At 56.9% G+C, this 15494-nt stretch carries 17 protein-coding genes and 1 tRNA gene; 14 read left to right on the top strand and 4 right to left on the bottom strand.

Annotated elements, in window-relative coordinates; genetic code table 11:
• The first annotated feature begins 42 nt into the window (after positions 1–42).
• From ABQJ54_RS15560 to ABQJ54_RS15515, 10 genes are all read left to right on the top strand, one after another.
• Positions 43–534, top strand: a complete 492-nt coding sequence (locus ABQJ54_RS15560; protein WP_367855227.1) for a regulatory protein RecX — start codon at positions 43–45, stop codon at positions 532–534.
• A gap of 48 nt (positions 535–582) precedes the next feature.
• The gene (gene alaS / locus ABQJ54_RS15555) at positions 583–3219 is read left to right on the top strand and encodes an alanine--tRNA ligase (RefSeq protein ID WP_367855226.1); all 2637 of its coding nucleotides are present in this window, start codon (positions 583–585) and stop codon (positions 3217–3219) included.
• 263 nt (positions 3220–3482) lie between these two features.
• Positions 3483–3689 (top strand): carbon storage regulator CsrA, encoded by a 207-nt coding sequence (gene csrA, locus ABQJ54_RS15550; protein WP_367855225.1) that lies wholly within the window; start codon positions 3483–3485, stop codon positions 3687–3689.
• 73 nt (positions 3690–3762) lie between these two features.
• Positions 3763–3855 (top strand) — tRNA-Ser (locus tag ABQJ54_RS15545).
• An 87-nt stretch (positions 3856–3942) separates the two neighbouring features.
• Complete coding sequence (locus ABQJ54_RS15540) at positions 3943–5163, top strand: DUF6538 domain-containing protein (RefSeq protein WP_367855224.1); 1221 nt, start codon at positions 3943–3945, stop codon at positions 5161–5163.
• Positions 5120–5374 carry a site-specific integrase gene (locus ABQJ54_RS15535; protein WP_367855223.1) on the top strand — a complete coding sequence of 85 codons (255 nt, stop codon included), beginning with the start codon at positions 5120–5122 and terminating at the stop codon, positions 5372–5374. Before ABQJ54_RS15540 ends, ABQJ54_RS15535 begins: the two co-directional genes overlap by 44 nt.
• Positions 5361–6974: an AAA family ATPase gene (locus ABQJ54_RS15530; protein WP_367855222.1), complete on the top strand. Its 1614-nt coding sequence runs from the start codon at positions 5361–5363 to the stop codon at positions 6972–6974. Before ABQJ54_RS15535 ends, ABQJ54_RS15530 begins: the two co-directional genes overlap by 14 nt.
• A 43-nt stretch (positions 6975–7017) precedes the next feature.
• A complete protein-coding gene (locus tag ABQJ54_RS15525; protein ID WP_367855221.1) occupies positions 7018–7893 on the top strand; it encodes a DUF6602 domain-containing protein in 876 nt (291 codons plus the stop codon).
• 158 nt (positions 7894–8051) lie between these two features.
• Positions 8052–9148 (top strand): IS3 family transposase gene (locus ABQJ54_RS15520; RefSeq protein ID WP_367855220.1). Its coding sequence is split into 2 segments (ribosomal slippage): positions 8052–8313 and positions 8313–9148, totalling 1098 coding nucleotides; the frame shifts between segments, so codons are not numbered across the junction.
• 44 nt (positions 9149–9192) lie between these two features.
• On the top strand, positions 9193–9711 hold the full coding sequence (locus ABQJ54_RS15515) for a hypothetical protein (protein WP_367855219.1): 519 nt from the start codon (positions 9193–9195) through the stop codon (positions 9709–9711).
• A 693-nt stretch (positions 9712–10404) separates the two neighbouring features.
• Here ABQJ54_RS15515 and ABQJ54_RS15510 read toward each other — a convergent pair.
• From ABQJ54_RS15510 to ABQJ54_RS15500, 3 genes are all read right to left on the bottom strand, one after another.
• Positions 10405–10809 carry an H-NS histone family protein gene (locus tag ABQJ54_RS15510; RefSeq protein WP_367855218.1) on the bottom strand — a complete coding sequence of 135 codons (405 nt, stop codon included), beginning with the start codon at positions 10807–10809 and terminating at the stop codon, positions 10405–10407.
• A 102-nt stretch (positions 10810–10911) separates the two neighbouring features.
• A complete protein-coding gene (locus ABQJ54_RS15505) occupies positions 10912–11601 on the bottom strand; it encodes a hypothetical protein (protein ID WP_367855217.1) in 690 nt (229 codons plus the stop codon).
• A gap of 35 nt (positions 11602–11636) precedes the next feature.
• Positions 11637–12476, bottom strand: a complete 840-nt coding sequence (locus ABQJ54_RS15500; protein ID WP_367855216.1) for a DUF4238 domain-containing protein — start codon at positions 12474–12476, stop codon at positions 11637–11639.
• A 356-nt stretch (positions 12477–12832) separates the two neighbouring features.
• Between ABQJ54_RS15500 and ABQJ54_RS19150 the strand changes: the two genes are divergently transcribed.
• The 4 genes from ABQJ54_RS19150 to ABQJ54_RS15480 are packed head-to-tail and all read left to right on the top strand — an operon-like array spanning position 12833 to position 14673.
• Complete coding sequence (locus ABQJ54_RS19150; protein WP_437343365.1) at positions 12833–12997, top strand: hypothetical protein; 165 nt, start codon at positions 12833–12835, stop codon at positions 12995–12997.
• Between the two features lie 9 nt (positions 12998–13006).
• Entirely contained in the window at positions 13007–13543 is a 537-nt protein-coding gene (locus ABQJ54_RS15490; RefSeq protein ID WP_367855214.1) for a GNAT family N-acetyltransferase, read from the top strand.
• Complete coding sequence (locus tag ABQJ54_RS15485) at positions 13540–13866, top strand: non-heme iron oxygenase ferredoxin subunit (protein WP_367855213.1); 327 nt, start codon at positions 13540–13542, stop codon at positions 13864–13866. The genes ABQJ54_RS15490 and ABQJ54_RS15485 overlap by 4 nt, the downstream gene beginning before the upstream one ends.
• 42 nt (positions 13867–13908) lie before the next feature.
• The gene (locus tag ABQJ54_RS15480; RefSeq protein ID WP_367855212.1) at positions 13909–14673 is read left to right on the top strand and encodes a CPBP family intramembrane glutamic endopeptidase; all 765 of its coding nucleotides are present in this window, start codon (positions 13909–13911) and stop codon (positions 14671–14673) included.
• On the opposite strand, the gene ABQJ54_RS15475 is transcribed toward ABQJ54_RS15480, so the two are convergent.
• Positions 14647–15423, bottom strand: coding sequence for a MipA/OmpV family protein (locus ABQJ54_RS15475; RefSeq protein WP_367855211.1), 777 nt, complete (start codon positions 15421–15423; stop codon positions 14647–14649). The two genes, ABQJ54_RS15480 and ABQJ54_RS15475, sit on opposite strands and share 27 nt — an antisense overlap.
• Between the last annotated feature and the right edge of the window lie 71 nt (positions 15424–15494).

Here is a 15494-nt window from a genome sequence, read left to right as displayed (position 1 = left end):
CCGTCCCCGTGCACAGGGGCGGAAGCGGAGCAGGGTCTTTGCATGAAACGCCGCGATGGTGATTCCGACAAACCCCGGCCCCCCGCCTACGACAAGGCGCTGGGGCTTTTGGCGCGCCGCGAACAATCCCGGCGCGAGCTTCGCCGCAAACTCGACCAGGGCGGCTACGCCAGCGACGAATCCGACGCTGCGCTGAGCCGGCTGGCCGACCAGCACTACCAGGACGACGAACGCTTCGCCGGAGTGCTGCTGCGCAACCGCGCCAGCCAGGGCTACGGTCCCTTGCGCATCCGCATGGAACTGAAAACCCACGGCCTGTCCGACGCCACCATCCGCCGCCTGCTCGACGAGTCCGGGGTGGACTGGAACGCCAATGCCGCCGCCCAGCTGCGCCGCCATTACGGCGGCAAGGCCGCCGCGGATCGCGCCGAGCAGGGCAAACGGGCACAATTCCTCCTGCGCCGCGGCTTTGCCGCCGCCACGGTAAGATACGCAACCCACGCCGAAGTGGACGAGGCCGACGAGGAAACTTGATCGCGGCGGCGCCATGGCGTGCTCTTTTCGCAGCCATCGCCGCCACGCATGAAAACCGCCGACATCCGTTCGACCTTCCTCGACTTCTTCCGCGCGAAGGGCCACACCATCGTGCCGTCCGCTTCGCTGGTACCGGCCAGCGACCCGACCCTGCTGTTCACCAACTCGGGCATGGTGCCGTTCAAGAACGTGTTCCTGGGCAGCGAGAAGCTGCCCTACGTGCGCGCCGCCGACGTGCAGCGCTGCCTGCGCGCCGGCGGCAAGCACAACGACCTCGACCAGGTGGGCTACACCGCGCGCCACCATACCTTCTTCGAGATGCTGGGCAACTGGTCGTTCGGCGACTACTTCAAGCGCGAGGCGATCAGCTGGGCGTGGGAGCTGCTCACCGGCGTGTTCAAGCTGCCGGCCGACAAGCTGTGGGTCACCGTCTACCACACCGACGACGAGGCCTACGACATCTGGCACAAGCAGGTCGGCGTGCCGTCCGAGCGCATCGTGCGCATCGGCGACAACAAGGGCGCGCCGTTCGCCTCCGACAACTTCTGGCAGATGGCCGACACCGGCCCCTGCGGCCCCTGCACCGAGATCTTCTACGACCACGGTGCGGACGTGGCCGGCGGGCCGCCCGGCTCGCCCGACGAGGACGGCGACCGCTACATCGAGATCTGGAACCTGGTGTTCATGCAGTTCGACCGCGCGCCCGACGGCACGCTGTCGCCGCTGCCCGCGCCCTGCGTGGACACCGGCATGGGCCTGGAGCGCCTCGCCGCCGTGCTGCAGCACGTGCATTCCAACTACGAGATCGACCTGTTCCAGCACCTCATCAAGGTGGCCGCGGAACTCACCGCCACGAAGGATCTGGCCAACCAGTCGCTGCGCGTGATCGCCGACCATGTGCGTGCCTGCAGCTTCCTGATCGTCGACGGCGTGTTGCCGTCGAACGAAGGCCGCGGCTACGTGCTGCGCCGGATCATCCGCCGCGCGCTGCGCCATGGCTGGATGCTGGGCGTGCGCGGCGACTTCTTCTGGAAGATGGTGGCACCGCTGGTCGAGGAGATGGGTGAAGCCTATCCGGAGCTGAAGGCCAGGCAGGCTTTCGTAGAAGACGCGCTGCGCACCGAGGAGCAGCGTTTCGGCGAGACGCTGGAGCACGGCATGCGCGTGTTCGACGAGGTGGCCGGCAAGTCCGGCAAGACCATCGCTGGCGAGGATGCGTTCCGCCTTTACGACACCTACGGCTTCCCGGTCGATCTCACCGCCGACATCGCGCGCGAACGCGGCCTTGCCGTGGACATGGCCGGCTTCGAGCAGGCCATGAACGAACAGCGCGAGCGCGCCCGCGCCGCCGGCAAGTTCGAGGCCAAGGGCCAGATGCCGGCGGAACTCGCCAGCCAGCTCGCGCCCACCGCCTTCCTCGGTTACGAGGCGCTCGCGGCACAGGGCTGCAAGGTGCTGGGCATCGTGCGCGACAGCCGCGAAGTCAAGCAGTTGGCCGAGGGCGAGCGGGGCTACGTGATCCTCGATCGCACGCCGTTCTACGCCGAGTCTGGCGGCCAGGTGGGCGACACCGGCGCACTGTCGAACGGCGCGGGTCGCTTCGAGGTGGCCGACACGTTGAAGATGGGCGGCGTGCTCTTCGGTCACGCCGGTGCCTGGCATGGTGCCGAGCCGCTCAAGACGGGCGACGTGGTGGATGCGCAGGTCGATGCCGCGCGCCGCCAGGCCATCGTGCTCAACCATTCCGCCACCCATCTGCTGCATGCCGCGTTGCGCAAGGTGCTCGGCACCCACGTCACCCAGAAGGGTTCGCTGGTGGCGCCCGACCGTCTGCGCTTCGATTTCGCGCACCACAAGCCGTTGAGCCGCGAAGAGCTGGCTGAGGTGGAGGCGCTGGTCAATGCGGAGGTGCGCCGCAACGCGGCGGCCGAGGTACGCCAGATGGCCTACGACGACGCTATCGCCTTCGGCGCGATGGCGCTGTTCGGCGAGAAGTACGGCGACGAAGTGCGCGTGCTGAAGATGGGTGAATTCTCCACCGAGCTGTGCGGCGGCACCCACGTGGGCCGCACTGGCGACATCGGACTGTTCAAGATCGCCAGCGAAGCGGGCGTGGCTTCCGGCGTGCGTCGCATCGAGGCAGTCACCGGTGTCGGCGCGCTGGCTTTCGTGGCCGATGAGGAGCGTCGCCTCGGCGAGCTGTCGCAGCTTCTTTCCAGCAATGGCGACGACGCCATCGACAAGCTTCGCCAGCTGTTCGACAGGCAGAAGAAGCTGGAGCGCGAGCTGGAATCGCTGCGTGCCAAGGCTGCCGGTTCCGCCACTGCCGAACTGGCGGGCGGCGCACACGACGTCGACGGCATCAAGGTGGTGGCCGCGCGCCTGGAAGGGCTGGATGCCAAGGCTTTGCGCGACAGCGTGGACCAGCTCAAGCAGCAACTCGGCGACTGCGTGATCCTGCTGGCCGGCGCGGCGGATGGCCGTGTCTCGCTGATCGCCGGCGTGCACGGCCGTGCGCTGGGGCGTATCAAGGCCGGCGACGTGGTCTCGCACGTGGCAAAGCAGATCGATGGCAAGGGCGGCGGCCGACCCGACATGGCACAGGGCGGCGGCGTGGATGCGCCCGAGCTGTCAACGATATTGGCGGGTCTGCCGTTGTGGGCTTCCGGCCAGCTGTCAATCTGAGGCTTTGCATAGGCCGCTATCCCTGCCAGAGGTCATGCCCGAGCGCATTGCACCGGTGGTGGATGCTCGCTAGTATCATTCGAATACCGTGGGCACCGGCTGCGCGCAACCAGCCAACTGGTTGTCGCGGCAGGTATCAGATGGAGAGCCGGGAAGGCGGTAGGGCCTTCGACGGATCAATCGTCGAACTGCGGTGATGGAGGCTCAGGGGTGAGGCGCCATCGCCGGCAGGTCTGGAACCAGGAATTAATGGAGTAGTAACCATGTTGATTCTGACCCGCAGGGTTGGTGAAACCCTGATGATCGGCGACGAGGTGACCGTCACCGTTCTGGGCGTGAAAGGCAATCAGGTGCGCATCGGCATCAATGCGCCGAAGAACGTCGCCGTGCATCGCGAAGAGATCTACCAGCGGATCAAGGGCGAGCACGAATCGGGCGGCGGTCCCGCCCCCGGCGGCGACGAACACTGATCGCGGCATCCGGGCTTTACCTCAAGCCAGTCGACGGTTATCCTTGCCGACCCTGCCGCAGTACCAAAAATCCGGAGAGATGCCCGAGTGGCCGAAGGGGCTCCCCTGCTAAGGGAGTATAGGGTCAAAAGCCTTATCGAGGGTTCGAATCCCTCTCTCTCCGCCAGTACAGCTAAGCCCCTGTTTTTACAGGGGTTTTTGCTTTTCTGAGGAAGGGTTTGTCGCTCCACATATCGCTCCACAGCGAGCCGATATGCGCATCCCCAACTATCTGCGGTTGGCACCCTCAGGCATCTGGCACTTCCGGCAACGACTGTCTTCGCATCAGGTACGCAAGACAGGTAAGCACGAGGTCACTCGAAGCCTTGGTACCCGTGACCTGCTGACCGCGCAGCGGCGTGCGCTTGATCTCGTCCAGGCGTATGCTCAAACCCTCACAGTCAGGGGGCTGAGTGTGTTTGTAGCTAGGGATGGTGTTCTTTCGGCTGACGAAATCGCCAGGGCGATTGCTCTGGGGTACAAGGTCATCCGTCACCCGGATGGCACCGTCGAAGTCGAGGCTTCTGGTAAGGAAGACCACGGCTTTGCCATGGATGCGCTTGAACGCATCGGGCCACTCGACCAAGAACCGTACTATCAAGAGCTCATGCGGGTTGCGAAGAAAGCTGAGTCTCAGCGGGTTCTTCCAGCTCCCGACCCTGCATCGAAGATTCCGGTCATTGCCATCGGCAAGGCTGTGACGCAGTGGCTTGCTGAGATCAAGTCTTCGACTCGCCCCAAGACCTTCAAGATCAAGACCACGGCTGTTGAGGGCTTCGCCAAACAGTATGGCGAGAAAAGCTCACTCAAGGATGCTGGTCGCATCGACGTGGGTAACTGGGTTCAAGCCCTTCGTGCTGGTGGTCTGCAAACACCCACCATCGTCAACAAATGTTCGTACCTGCGTGGCTTCTTCGATTGGGCCAAAGCCCGTGGGTACTATCCACCCTTTGCCAAGGATGAGAACCCTGCATCCGGCCAAGTCGTGTATGGCACCAGGGAAAAGCGAAAGCGTCGCGCCCTTGGGTTCAAGCCTTTCACCAACGAACAGATCCAGGCCTTGTATGAGGCTAAGACGATGGAAAAGGGGCTGAGTGAGTCTGCGCGGTGGGGTGCCTGGATTGGGCTATACACGGGTGCCCGTGTTGCTGAGGTTGGGCAACTGACCTTGGCTGACTTCATCGAGGTCGATGGCATCCCCTGTATCCGCATCACCGACGAAGGCGAAGGTCAGTCGGTCAAGTCCGAGGTCAGCATACGAACGATTCCAGTTCACCCGAAGCTGGTTGAGCTGGGGTTGTTGAAGCGGGTTGCTGAGCTTCGCAAGGCAGATGAGAAGCGGTTGTTCCCGAAGGTGAAGGTCGGTGGGGTCAATGGGCCTGGGAACTTGGTTGAGCAAGGCTTTCAGCCGTCATGTGGAAGCGGTGGTGGGTAGGCCAGAGAAGGGCAAGTTTGGCTTCCACAGTCTCAGGAAGACGGTGGTGCAGGGGTTACAGAGTGCTGGGGTAACCGCTGAACTTCGTGCTGCCTACGTTGGGCATGAACTCGATGATGAGCACCATGGCGCCTACAGCAGGGCGCCTACGATGAAGGAATTGCTGGATGCGGTGAAGAAGTTGGATTGGGGGAGCGATGAGGATTTCTAAAATCACTATTCGTAGTTTTCGCTCTATCGAATCGGCGGAAATTATTCCATCAGAGTTCAATGTCCTCGCGGGTCAGAATAATCACGGGAAAACAAACTTCTTCGAGGCCATTGATTGGTTTTATAGCGGTGGTGGAGACATGTCGCAGATTGCTTACAAGCATGACTCCGCCAGAGAAGTGTCAGTAGAGGTCGAATACACAGGTATACAAGATGGCATTGAAGCCGTAAAAAACGAGAAGACAAAAGAGTCCTTTCGGAAGTTTGCTGGCAAGAATGATGTCATTCGTGTGATCCGAAGGTCGTCTGATGGAGGAAAGCGACAACTATGGGATCAAGACAAGGGAGAGTGGACGAGTAAGAATTTTGCTGGCTTCGACAAAGCCTTCAACGATTGCTTGCCGCGCCTTCAGTACGTCTCAACAAAGACCAAGTTGTCGGAAGTGTCGAAATATGGAAGGAAAACACCCATTGGTGAGATGCTGTCGGGTGTCTTGACGGCCATCCTTGAGAAGAGCCCTCAGTACATACAATTTCGGGAGAAGTTCAACGAACTGTTCTCTGATGAAAAGTCTCAAGTCAAAGTTGAATTGGATGCGCTCGCTGGCAAAGTTCGCATCCATTTGGAGCAACAGTTTCCCGAGTGTACAAAGGTTGATTTCAGTGTTAGCGCTCCAGAATTTGATGAATTGCTTAAGAATTTCGAGACATCTGTTGATGATGGTGTCGAGACGACCGCCGAGGAGAAAGGTGATGGAATGCAAAGAGCGCTCATGCTTGCCATCATCAAAACATATTCCGAATACCGCCGTGATAAGGATGAGCTTGGTAAAAGCTTTCTTTTCCTGATCGATGAAGCTGAACTCCATTTGCATCCGACTGCACAAAGGCAGTTGAAGAATGCACTTGTCCAACTTGCACAAAATGGCGATCAAGTATTTATCAATACGCATTCGTCTGTTTTGGTGGCTGACAATATGCAATGCCAAACGTTATGGCGTGTTCTGAAGTCATCGGGGGAAACGGGGATTCGCTCGATAGGTGAACAGGACAAACCCGAGTTGGTCTATGAACTCCTCGGTGGTAGTCCAGCAGATTTGTTGTTCCCGAACAATTTCTTGATTGTAGAAGGGCGCTCAGAAGAGATCCTTTTGAACACAATTATCCGACGCTTCTACGCGGAGCAACCACGGATAAAAGTTGTGTTTGCAGAAGGCGACCTTGAGCGCCAGCAGAAATCGATGGATGCTATCAACATTGCTTTTACACCTCTGTATCAGACACCCGTCTATCGAGACCGCCTAGTCATCTTGTGCGACAAGCCGAACAAGAAAAGGGAAGACCATTTTAGCGAGTTCTGCAAGGCATATCCTGATTTGACCAAGAATGGGCAGTTAGTGGTTGCACCAGTAGAGGCAATCGAGGAGACCTACCCAGCGCCTTGGAAGAAGACGACAGAGGAAGTTTCCAAGATGAAGCCTCGTGAGAAAACAAACTTGGCGCAGACGGTCGGAGAAGGGATCACGAGGGATGGTTTCGAGAAGGAAATGGCCAAGACGTACGAAGCACTTATGAAGTCCTGGGAAAAATCTCATAAGTAAGAGATGTAACCCATGTCACAGAGAACTCAATAGGGGGCGAGTGATGGTTAATCAGGTATTTGAGGCTTTACTGGAAGAGAAGATAAATTCATTTGTTCGTCAATATAATGAAAATTCAAGAAGCTTATTTTTTGATGGATCAACCAAACGTCTCCGGCATGCAGGGGAGTTTGGTACTTTTAGAGAGGCTATAGTAAGAGACTTTTTAAGGTTTTTTATTCCTGGTCGTATAGACATTAGTAATGGATTCGTAATTACGTCAAAAGGTGGCGTGAGTACACAGTGCGATATCATTGCTTTTGATGCTAAAAGCACGCCCCTTATTGAGTCTGGTGAGCGGCAGAGATTTTTCCCTGTAGAAACAGTCTGCGGACTGGGAGAAGTTAAGTCAGTGATGTCTAGAGTAGATTTTATCGATGCCATTAACAAGTTGGCAAAGATAAAAATGCTACGCGAAGAAATACAATCAGCCACCATCATACGTAGAGAAAGAGATGGTTATTTTGATCCATTAAATTATGCTTATGATCAAATTCCATCGTTTTTGATATGCGAAAAGCTTGATTTTAATATCGACAATTTAGTCAATGAAGTTGGGGGCATGTATTCCAGCGACATTGCTATTAGGCATCGTCATAACTTGATACTTAGCTTAAAAGATGGAATTTTTTTGTATCTTGATGATAATAATAAATCTATGATGTTCCCAGAAATAACTGGTCGCATTCAACAAGATGGTTCAATCTCTCAAAAATGTGTGCTTAAAAATAGATTTGTGAAGCCTGATAAATCACTATTTTGCCACGTACATTTATTTTGTACTTACATGTTTCTAATGACATCAAGTGTCACAGTTTTGTATCCAGATATGGCATGCTATCTATCATTAAATGGTGGTTTGATAATAGATCAATCGTAAAAATAGGCAAATTATACTGTTTATACAAGCATCAAGTACGGATTCAATCCTTAATGTCAGATGGGCCAAGCTTTAGGTCAGTGACGAGTAAAAACCTGAAGCGTCCTCGTTGATTCGAGCCAGTTGGAAGTAGAGTTCCCCTACCGTAGGAGCTCTGCATGAAGAAGTCGAAGTTCAGCGAGGAACAGATCGTCCGGATTCTCAAGGAGGTCGAGGCCGGTGCGAAGGTGGCCGAGACGTGTCGCAAGCACGGCATCAGCGAGCCGACGTACTACGTCTGGAAGAACAAGTACGCGGGCATGGAGGTGTCACAGTTGCGACACCTGAAGGACGTCGAGGGCGAGCTGGCCCGGCTCAAGCGCATGTATGCCGACTTGGCACTGGAACACCACGCGCTGAAGGACGTCCTGTCGCGAAAAGGCTGAGCCAGACGCGGCGACTGGAGCTGAGTCTGGCGATGCAAACCGATCACGGCCTGAGTGCACGGCGCGCCGACCGCACGCTGGGCTTGTCGCGCTCGGCGCGGCACTACGTCCCACACCGGCGGGACGACACGGCACTGGTCGAGGCGATCGAGGTTCACCTGAAGGACAACCCCGGCCATGGTTTTGGCCTGCTGTTCGACCAGGCACTGCAGCCACGCGGTTTCGGCAAGACCCGCAGTTGGCGAGTCTACGTGGCCATGAGGCTCAACCTACCGCGCCGGGGCAAGCGACGCCTGCCGGATCGCATCCGCGAGCCCTTGGCGATTCCCGACCAAGCCAACCACACCTGGTCGGCCGACTTCATGGCCGATGCCCTGTGGTCGGGGCGGCGCTTCCGCACCTTCAACGTCAACGACGATTTCAACCGCGAATCGCTGCGGATCGAGATCGATACGAGTCTGCCGTCGCAACGCGTCATCCGAGCCTTGGACGAGCTGGTGGAGCTGCGTGGCGCACCCCAACGCCTGCGCCTGGACAACGGTCCGGAGTTCATCAGCGCCGCGCTGCGGCAGTGGGCCCAGCGGCACGGTGTCGAGCTGCTGCATATCCAGCTGGGCAAGCCGACTCAGAACGCCTACATCGAACGCTTCAACCGGACATTCCGAACCGAGGTCCTGGATCGCTACGTCTTCACCAGCCTGCACGAGGTCCGCCGCATGACCGAGGACTGGCGCCATCGCTACAACCACCAACGACCCCATCGCGCACTCGGCGGACTCTCGCCCGTCGCATACGCCATGGCATCATCCACCACCTCTACTTCCGGCTGACTCGGAAAAACGAGGACGCTTCAAAACCAACTGAGGTGAATCGTATGAACGCAAGCGATAGCGCTTTAACATCAATTTTTACTAATAAGATCATTGTTTGGATTCTTGCGGCGGCTTTGGTTTTTCTGTTCGCCACTTTGGCGGGATGTATCATTAGTTATAGTAGAGATGTGGCTCTTGATTATGCTTCCATTGTCCTTGCTTGCGCCTCTGCGATAGTGGCATTTTTGCCAGTATTTTTTGATAAATTTAAAGGCATTATAATAACAGCTTCAGTAATTCTTGGGGTTGCATCGGCATGTTGCTTTTTAGATAAACATGCGGAGCATCCGCTTCCAATAGTTATGGGACTTCTTTTCCTGAGCGCCCTAATGTTGGTGACGTTGATTTATGTGTCATATAGGAGGCGTGGCTTCATTGGCATGGGATATGATGCTCATTTTACTTTAATAATTTTTATAGAGATTTTGATAGTTGGATACGCATTTTCTTTTACCGGATATAACCTTAAATGTCTTTTAATAGATCCGACGGAAGTATGTAAGATTTGGTATTGGTGGTGATGTTTATTTGGAAAAAAATAATAAATAGATGGACAAAATTATAAGCATTGAAGAAGATGCCATTGCTATTAGAAGTGGCGTCGATGATGTGACTTGGTTTGTTTTTACGATATTCATATACTCACCACTTTGTTTAGAGCGCGTCTATGTGTTGTGCCAACACGTCGCGTAAAGTCAAGATCAAAACGCAAAAGAATTTAAGCCAACCCTCTTCGCGGTTTGCTTTTATTGGGTTCTCCATTCTTGACAGATCTAGATATTCTGCTTTTCTGTATTGCAGGTCATATGGATTGACCTGATCAGAAACACTAAGACGTCATGGAGGACACATATGGATATTCACGCCCACGCTCGACCTCATTTGGAAGTACACACGCGCTCAAAAGGCCACTCAGCTGTTGCCGGCGCCGCATATCGCCTTGGCCTACGTCTATATGATGAGCGTGCTGGTGTCTGGCATGACTAAGCGAGTCGAGAATCTCGGGAGCGTGTAGCGTGTGCATAGGTGTTGTCCTGTCGGTCTGGTTTGGTGGCGCAGGGCAAGTAAATCACCCTCAACCTGACGAGACGTGCTCGATTTCTATCATTGAATGGGTTGTATCGCGCACATCGAACTGAATGCCCTCGCCACAGACATGAAAAAGCCCCGCAGGCATGCCTACGAGGCTTCTCATCACTCATCCACAGCCAACCTTACTTCTTGGCGACAGCTTTCTTCTTAGCTGGAGCTTTCTTGGCAACCTTCTTAGCCGAAGCAGCCTTGGCGCCCTGGATGAGCAGGCTTTCAGCCGTCACACCACGCTTCTTCAAGGCTTCAACGAACCACAATGGACGCTTGCCACGACCAGACCAGGTCTGAGCCGCGTTGTCGGGGTTGCGGTACTTCGGAGCCACGGCAGCCTTCGGGCTCTTCCCACCCTTACCCCCACGCCTCGGGTAGACCTCATCCAAGGTCAGGCCAGAGCTTGCAAGGAGTGCATCCATCTTGGCGCGAACTTCATGGATATGAGTCTTGCGAGCAGCACCCATCTGGGCTTCGGCGCTCTTGATGAGAGCTTGGAGTTCGGCGGGGGAAAGGGCATCGAGGTTGATAGCCATGGTGATCCTTAGCTGGGTGACGGATGCTTGTTGGAATGCGCATGCTGCGGGCTCAATGTACAACAAGGAGCTGGTTCAATGGGAAGCGGTGCTAGCAGAACTTCAGCTAGCTCTATCAGGATCTTCCAACATTGCGATGACACGACTGCCTATTTCTGTTCCTCTGCCATTTACATAGATGTCAGGGGATGCTTCGTTGAGAAGTGTTTTGTGATTGGTTATCACATTCTTACTGGCTACGAGGTAAAAGACGTTCTGCCAGTAGTAAGGTGTTCCTTGTTCGAATGCGTGAGCTAGCTCCTGTCCTTGTACGAACTGTTCACTTTTCGGGTATTTGCGAATCTCGGCAATGCGAGTGAAGTAAGGTTTTGGGTCGTGATAGAACTTCAATACCTTAACGTGCGAAGGCGTGTAGCTGCTTATTATGTCAAGAATGATATACAACTCGTCTTCGGCTATGTCAGGCTTTAATGCAACATTTAAGGCGAAATTTTGCAGATATTCGAGCTGCTCTTTTTGGCTAGTTGCGGCTGCAATGTGAATTATTCGCAATATTATTGCCGAAAAATCTTCGCGTTTCGATAGTTCTTCAAGATCGATGCGATTTGTCTGATGTAGAAATAGTAAGCGTTCTTCGACTTTGTTTATCCATTTTTCTAAACGCTTTTGAATTGGAGGCGTGACTATCGATTGAAGCAACGTAGTGCCTGCGGGAACCAGGCTGGCAACGGCTTCGGTTAGGCGATATATCTTATCTGATGCTGGCTCCACAGTTGGGAAGACATCATTCATATTAACTTTTCCATGAGTGGTTGACTGCCGTTCCTTTACCATGAAATTCGGTTTAGCGAGTGATGATTTTTGAAGGATAGATTTGATATCCATGCTTCGTTAATAGATGAAAATGTGAATCTGGTGGCATTGTATGCGGTGCGCCGGTTGACCTCCCTGACGAACGCGGTGGTTGCTGTGGAATATAGTGGTTTGGGCTTCGGGCTTCTGTTCATCCAGAGCGCAATGGATGAGGAAAACGGGATGGTGACTTCTGCCGTTATGGGGCCTATTCCTTCGTGGGCAAAGAAGAATAGAGGGTTGTCCGATGTAAGGTAAATTAGTTCCTTGGAAGTGAGGAATTGCCAATTCATAGATAATAGAGCATTGATAATTTTTGGTGTCGATTCAGACGACAGACTGTTATGCCAAATATTTTTTGAATTACTTTCTGCGTTTTTCTTTATGATATTGCTAATCAATTCCTTCTTTTCTTCTGCCAAGTCATTTAAATGTGGCTCGATAGAAACTAGGTCGTCGATTTGCTTATGTAGATTCTTTTCAACGGTTGAAGCTACGGCGGGCAATCTTTCGGCCGACCTGCTGCGACCAGCTGGGCCACGCTTCCAAAGGGCGGCTAGATAGTTAGCTAGGGCTAGCTTGTCAGAGCTTGATAATGAGCTGTTTGAACGGATTCGTTCGATTGCATCATGGGCTGGTTGCTCAATCTTCTCCGTGAAGTATGACTCCAATTCATCGGGGTACATACCTGTCTCGTTGGCCACAGATTTCGGCTGGGTCTGGAAAGATTTTTTCGTATTTTTATCGTGAGCCCAAAGTTTTCCGTCTTGGGTGAAGCCTTGCAAATAGAGCTGCGGCACGAAGTGGTTGCCCATGTTGTTCAGTCCATACGGTCGGGGTAGGGCCCTGTCCATTTTGCCACCGAGCATCCCAGATGCCGATGTTGACGTTTCCCCTAGTGCCCTACCATGATCGCTCCACAACTCAATCCACGGTATGTGGGCTGGCAGGCCAAGCGGGGTAACGGGGAGATCACGTCCCTCTCTCTCCGCCAGATACACGAGAGCCCTGATTTTTCAGGGCTTTTTTGTGGGCTGAGAAAACGGAACTTGGTCAATCCGGTTGGTCAACTTCCAACCGTATGCGCCTTGCTCATCACCTCATCCGCCACCCGTCCGGCGTGTGGCATTTCCGGTTGGTCGTGCCTCGCCGACTACATGCCGCAATCGGCTTGAAGATCATCAAGCGCAGCCTTCTTGCGCTGGAACGCCTTGGCGAACGCGGGCATGTGCCGCCGCAGTTGAGCGCGTCGTCGGCCACCTTGACGAAGGTCATGGATGCGCGTGCGCATGCAGGCGACGATGGCCCAGTCGCCAGCGTCGGTGACAGGCCCTAACATGCGCGCATGTTCGAACCCACTCCTACCAATTTCCGCCCGGCCGTCGTGGCCGACGTCCCCGCCATCGTGGCCCTGGTCGAATCCGCCTATCGCGGCGATTCCGGCCGCCGTGGCTGGACCACCGAATCCGACCTGCTGGATGGCCAGCGCACCGATGCCGCCGATGTTTTGGCCCGATTGGATCAGCCGTACAGTGCGGTGCTGCTGGCCGAGCGCGATGGTGCGCTGTTGGCTTGTTGCCACATCGAGCGGCAGGGCGATTCCGGCTACTTCGGTTTATTCGCAGTCGATCCCTTGCAGCAAGGCAGCGGGTTAGGCAAGGCCGTAATGGCTGAGGCCGAGCGCATCGTGCGTGACACGTGGGGTTGCCGCACGATGCATATGACGACAATCGTGCAGCGTGCAGAGTTGATTGCCTTCTATGAGCGCCGAGGCTACCGCCGCACTGGCGAGTTCCAGCCATTCCCCTACGGCGACGAGCGTTTCGGTATCCCGCGTCGCGGCGACCTGCGCTTCGAAGTGCTGCGCAAGGAACTCGCGTGAACCTCGCTGGCGAGGGCTGGGTGCGGGTGGGTACGCGCAGCGAAATGCTGCCGGGCGAGTTCAAGGTGGTGTTCGACGGCGACACGCCGATCGCGGTGTACAACATCGATGGCGACCTTTACGCGATCGAGGACGTCTGCACCCACGATGGTGGTGACCTCGCCGGCGGCGAAGTGTTCGGCTTCGAGGTGGAATGCCCGCGCCACGGCGCGCGCTTCGACCTGCGCAGCGGCGCGGTGACTCAGCCACCCGCGGTGGAGCCGGTGACCTGTTTTCCGGTGCGCGAGGAAGATGGCGCGATCTGGACACGCGACGACCGTTGAGCGGACACTGCCCGACTCGTCGTGGCAGACCATGGGGATCGCGTGAGTCATCGATGGCGGTTGGTGCTGGTTTTCCTGGTGCTCTGGTTGTCGTACCAGTCCGCCGAGGGCGTGGGGGCGCGCTGGTTGCACAGTCTGCCAATACGCGATGGCCTGATGGTGGCCAGCGTGCTGCTGGCCTGGCCATTGTCGCGCTGGCTGGGTTACCGGGGGTACGCGGCCTACGCCTTGGCCGGCGCCGGCTGGCGGCGCTGGTTGCCGGCTGGCCTCCTGCTGGCGGTGCTGGCGAAATTCGCCGCGGTGTCGACGGGGCTGCAACTGGGCGCGTATACCGACGATCCGGATGCGGCCCACGTGGGGCTGGCCGCCTTGGCGGCCGCGCTGCCCATGTTGCTGCTGTCCACCTTCGTGCCGTCGCTGGCCGAGGACATCCTCACCCGCGGCTTCTGGTACCGCGCCGCAGGCATCCGCTGGTGCGGCGGTGTGGTGTTCGTACTCGTCTCCGCGGCGATCTTCGTGTTCAACCACATCTATCGCCTGGGCGACGGGCCACTCGAGTGGCTGCTGCTGTTCGTTTTCGGCTTGCCTTATGCGGCGGCCTTGTGGCGCAGCGGCAGCCTGTGGGCGGCATTGGGCCTGCACTGGGGCTGGAATCTTGGCAATGGTCTGCAGGCGCTGCTGTTGCCGGTGACGGTGCACGATGCGTCTGCCAGTGCCGCCCTTTCCATCGGGGCGCATCTGGCGCTGCTGGCGGTCGTGTTGCTGTTGCCGCGGCGGGCGTCAGAAGTGGTAGACGAAAGCCAGTGACTCGGTGAGCTGGTTGCGCGAACCGTACCGGCGCACCAGCGGGCTGGCGGCGGCGTTGCCGAGCAGGTAGCCGTATTCCAGCGATGCAGCCAGGCCGGTGTGCTTGCTGGTGGGCATGAACAGGTCGTACTCCAGCGTGGCGAGTTGGCTGCCGCCCTCCGGGTGCCAGGCCGGCACGTCCAGCGCCTGCGCCGAGGCAGTCGTGATGCCGAAGAAGCGCTGCATCGCCGCGTCGTTCATCGATTGCCAGCGCAGCTGCAACGACTGCTCCAGCAGGCCGAGCTTGGGCGGGTCCCATTCCGCGTAGAACTCCAGGTAGGCGCCCGCACCGTTGACGTCGTGGCTGAGATGCACGCCGGTGTCGAATTGCGGGTTGAAGTCCCATTCCAGATAACCGCCGCCGGTGGCGCGCGGCCCCAGCGCGGGCAGCTTGCCGGCCAGCGCACCGAGATCGTCGTGGTCGCGGCCCCACTGGAAGTCGCCGTAGACGCCGCCGTGCAGATGCGTGTCGCGGATCAGGTCCCACTGCAGGCCGTCCTCGGTGGACAGGCTGAAGCCGTACTGCGGCAGCTCGATGTCCAAGAACGGGATCGGATCGCTGCGCTGCGTGCGCGCCCCGGCCCAGCTGGGCATGCGCTGCACGCCGGCACCTGCCGCCAGCGTCGGCGTGTCGTCGCTATCGGCCGCGGCACAGAACGGCAATGACAGGCACAACAGGGCGAACAGCAGGCGCGAATAGGCGGCGGGCATGGGCGGGCAAGGCAGGCAATCGGACAGCTTAACGGGTGTCCGCGCGCCCAGTCGCCGGAGGCCATGCAGCC

The sequence above is a fragment of the Rhodanobacter lycopersici genome, from assembly GCF_040812335.1.
In the GTDB taxonomy this organism is placed as follows: Bacteria; Pseudomonadota; Gammaproteobacteria; order Xanthomonadales; family Rhodanobacteraceae; genus Rhodanobacter_A; species Rhodanobacter_A lycopersici.
Note: the sequence above shows the minus strand (reverse complement) of the source record. Positions and strands in the feature narration are given on the sequence as shown.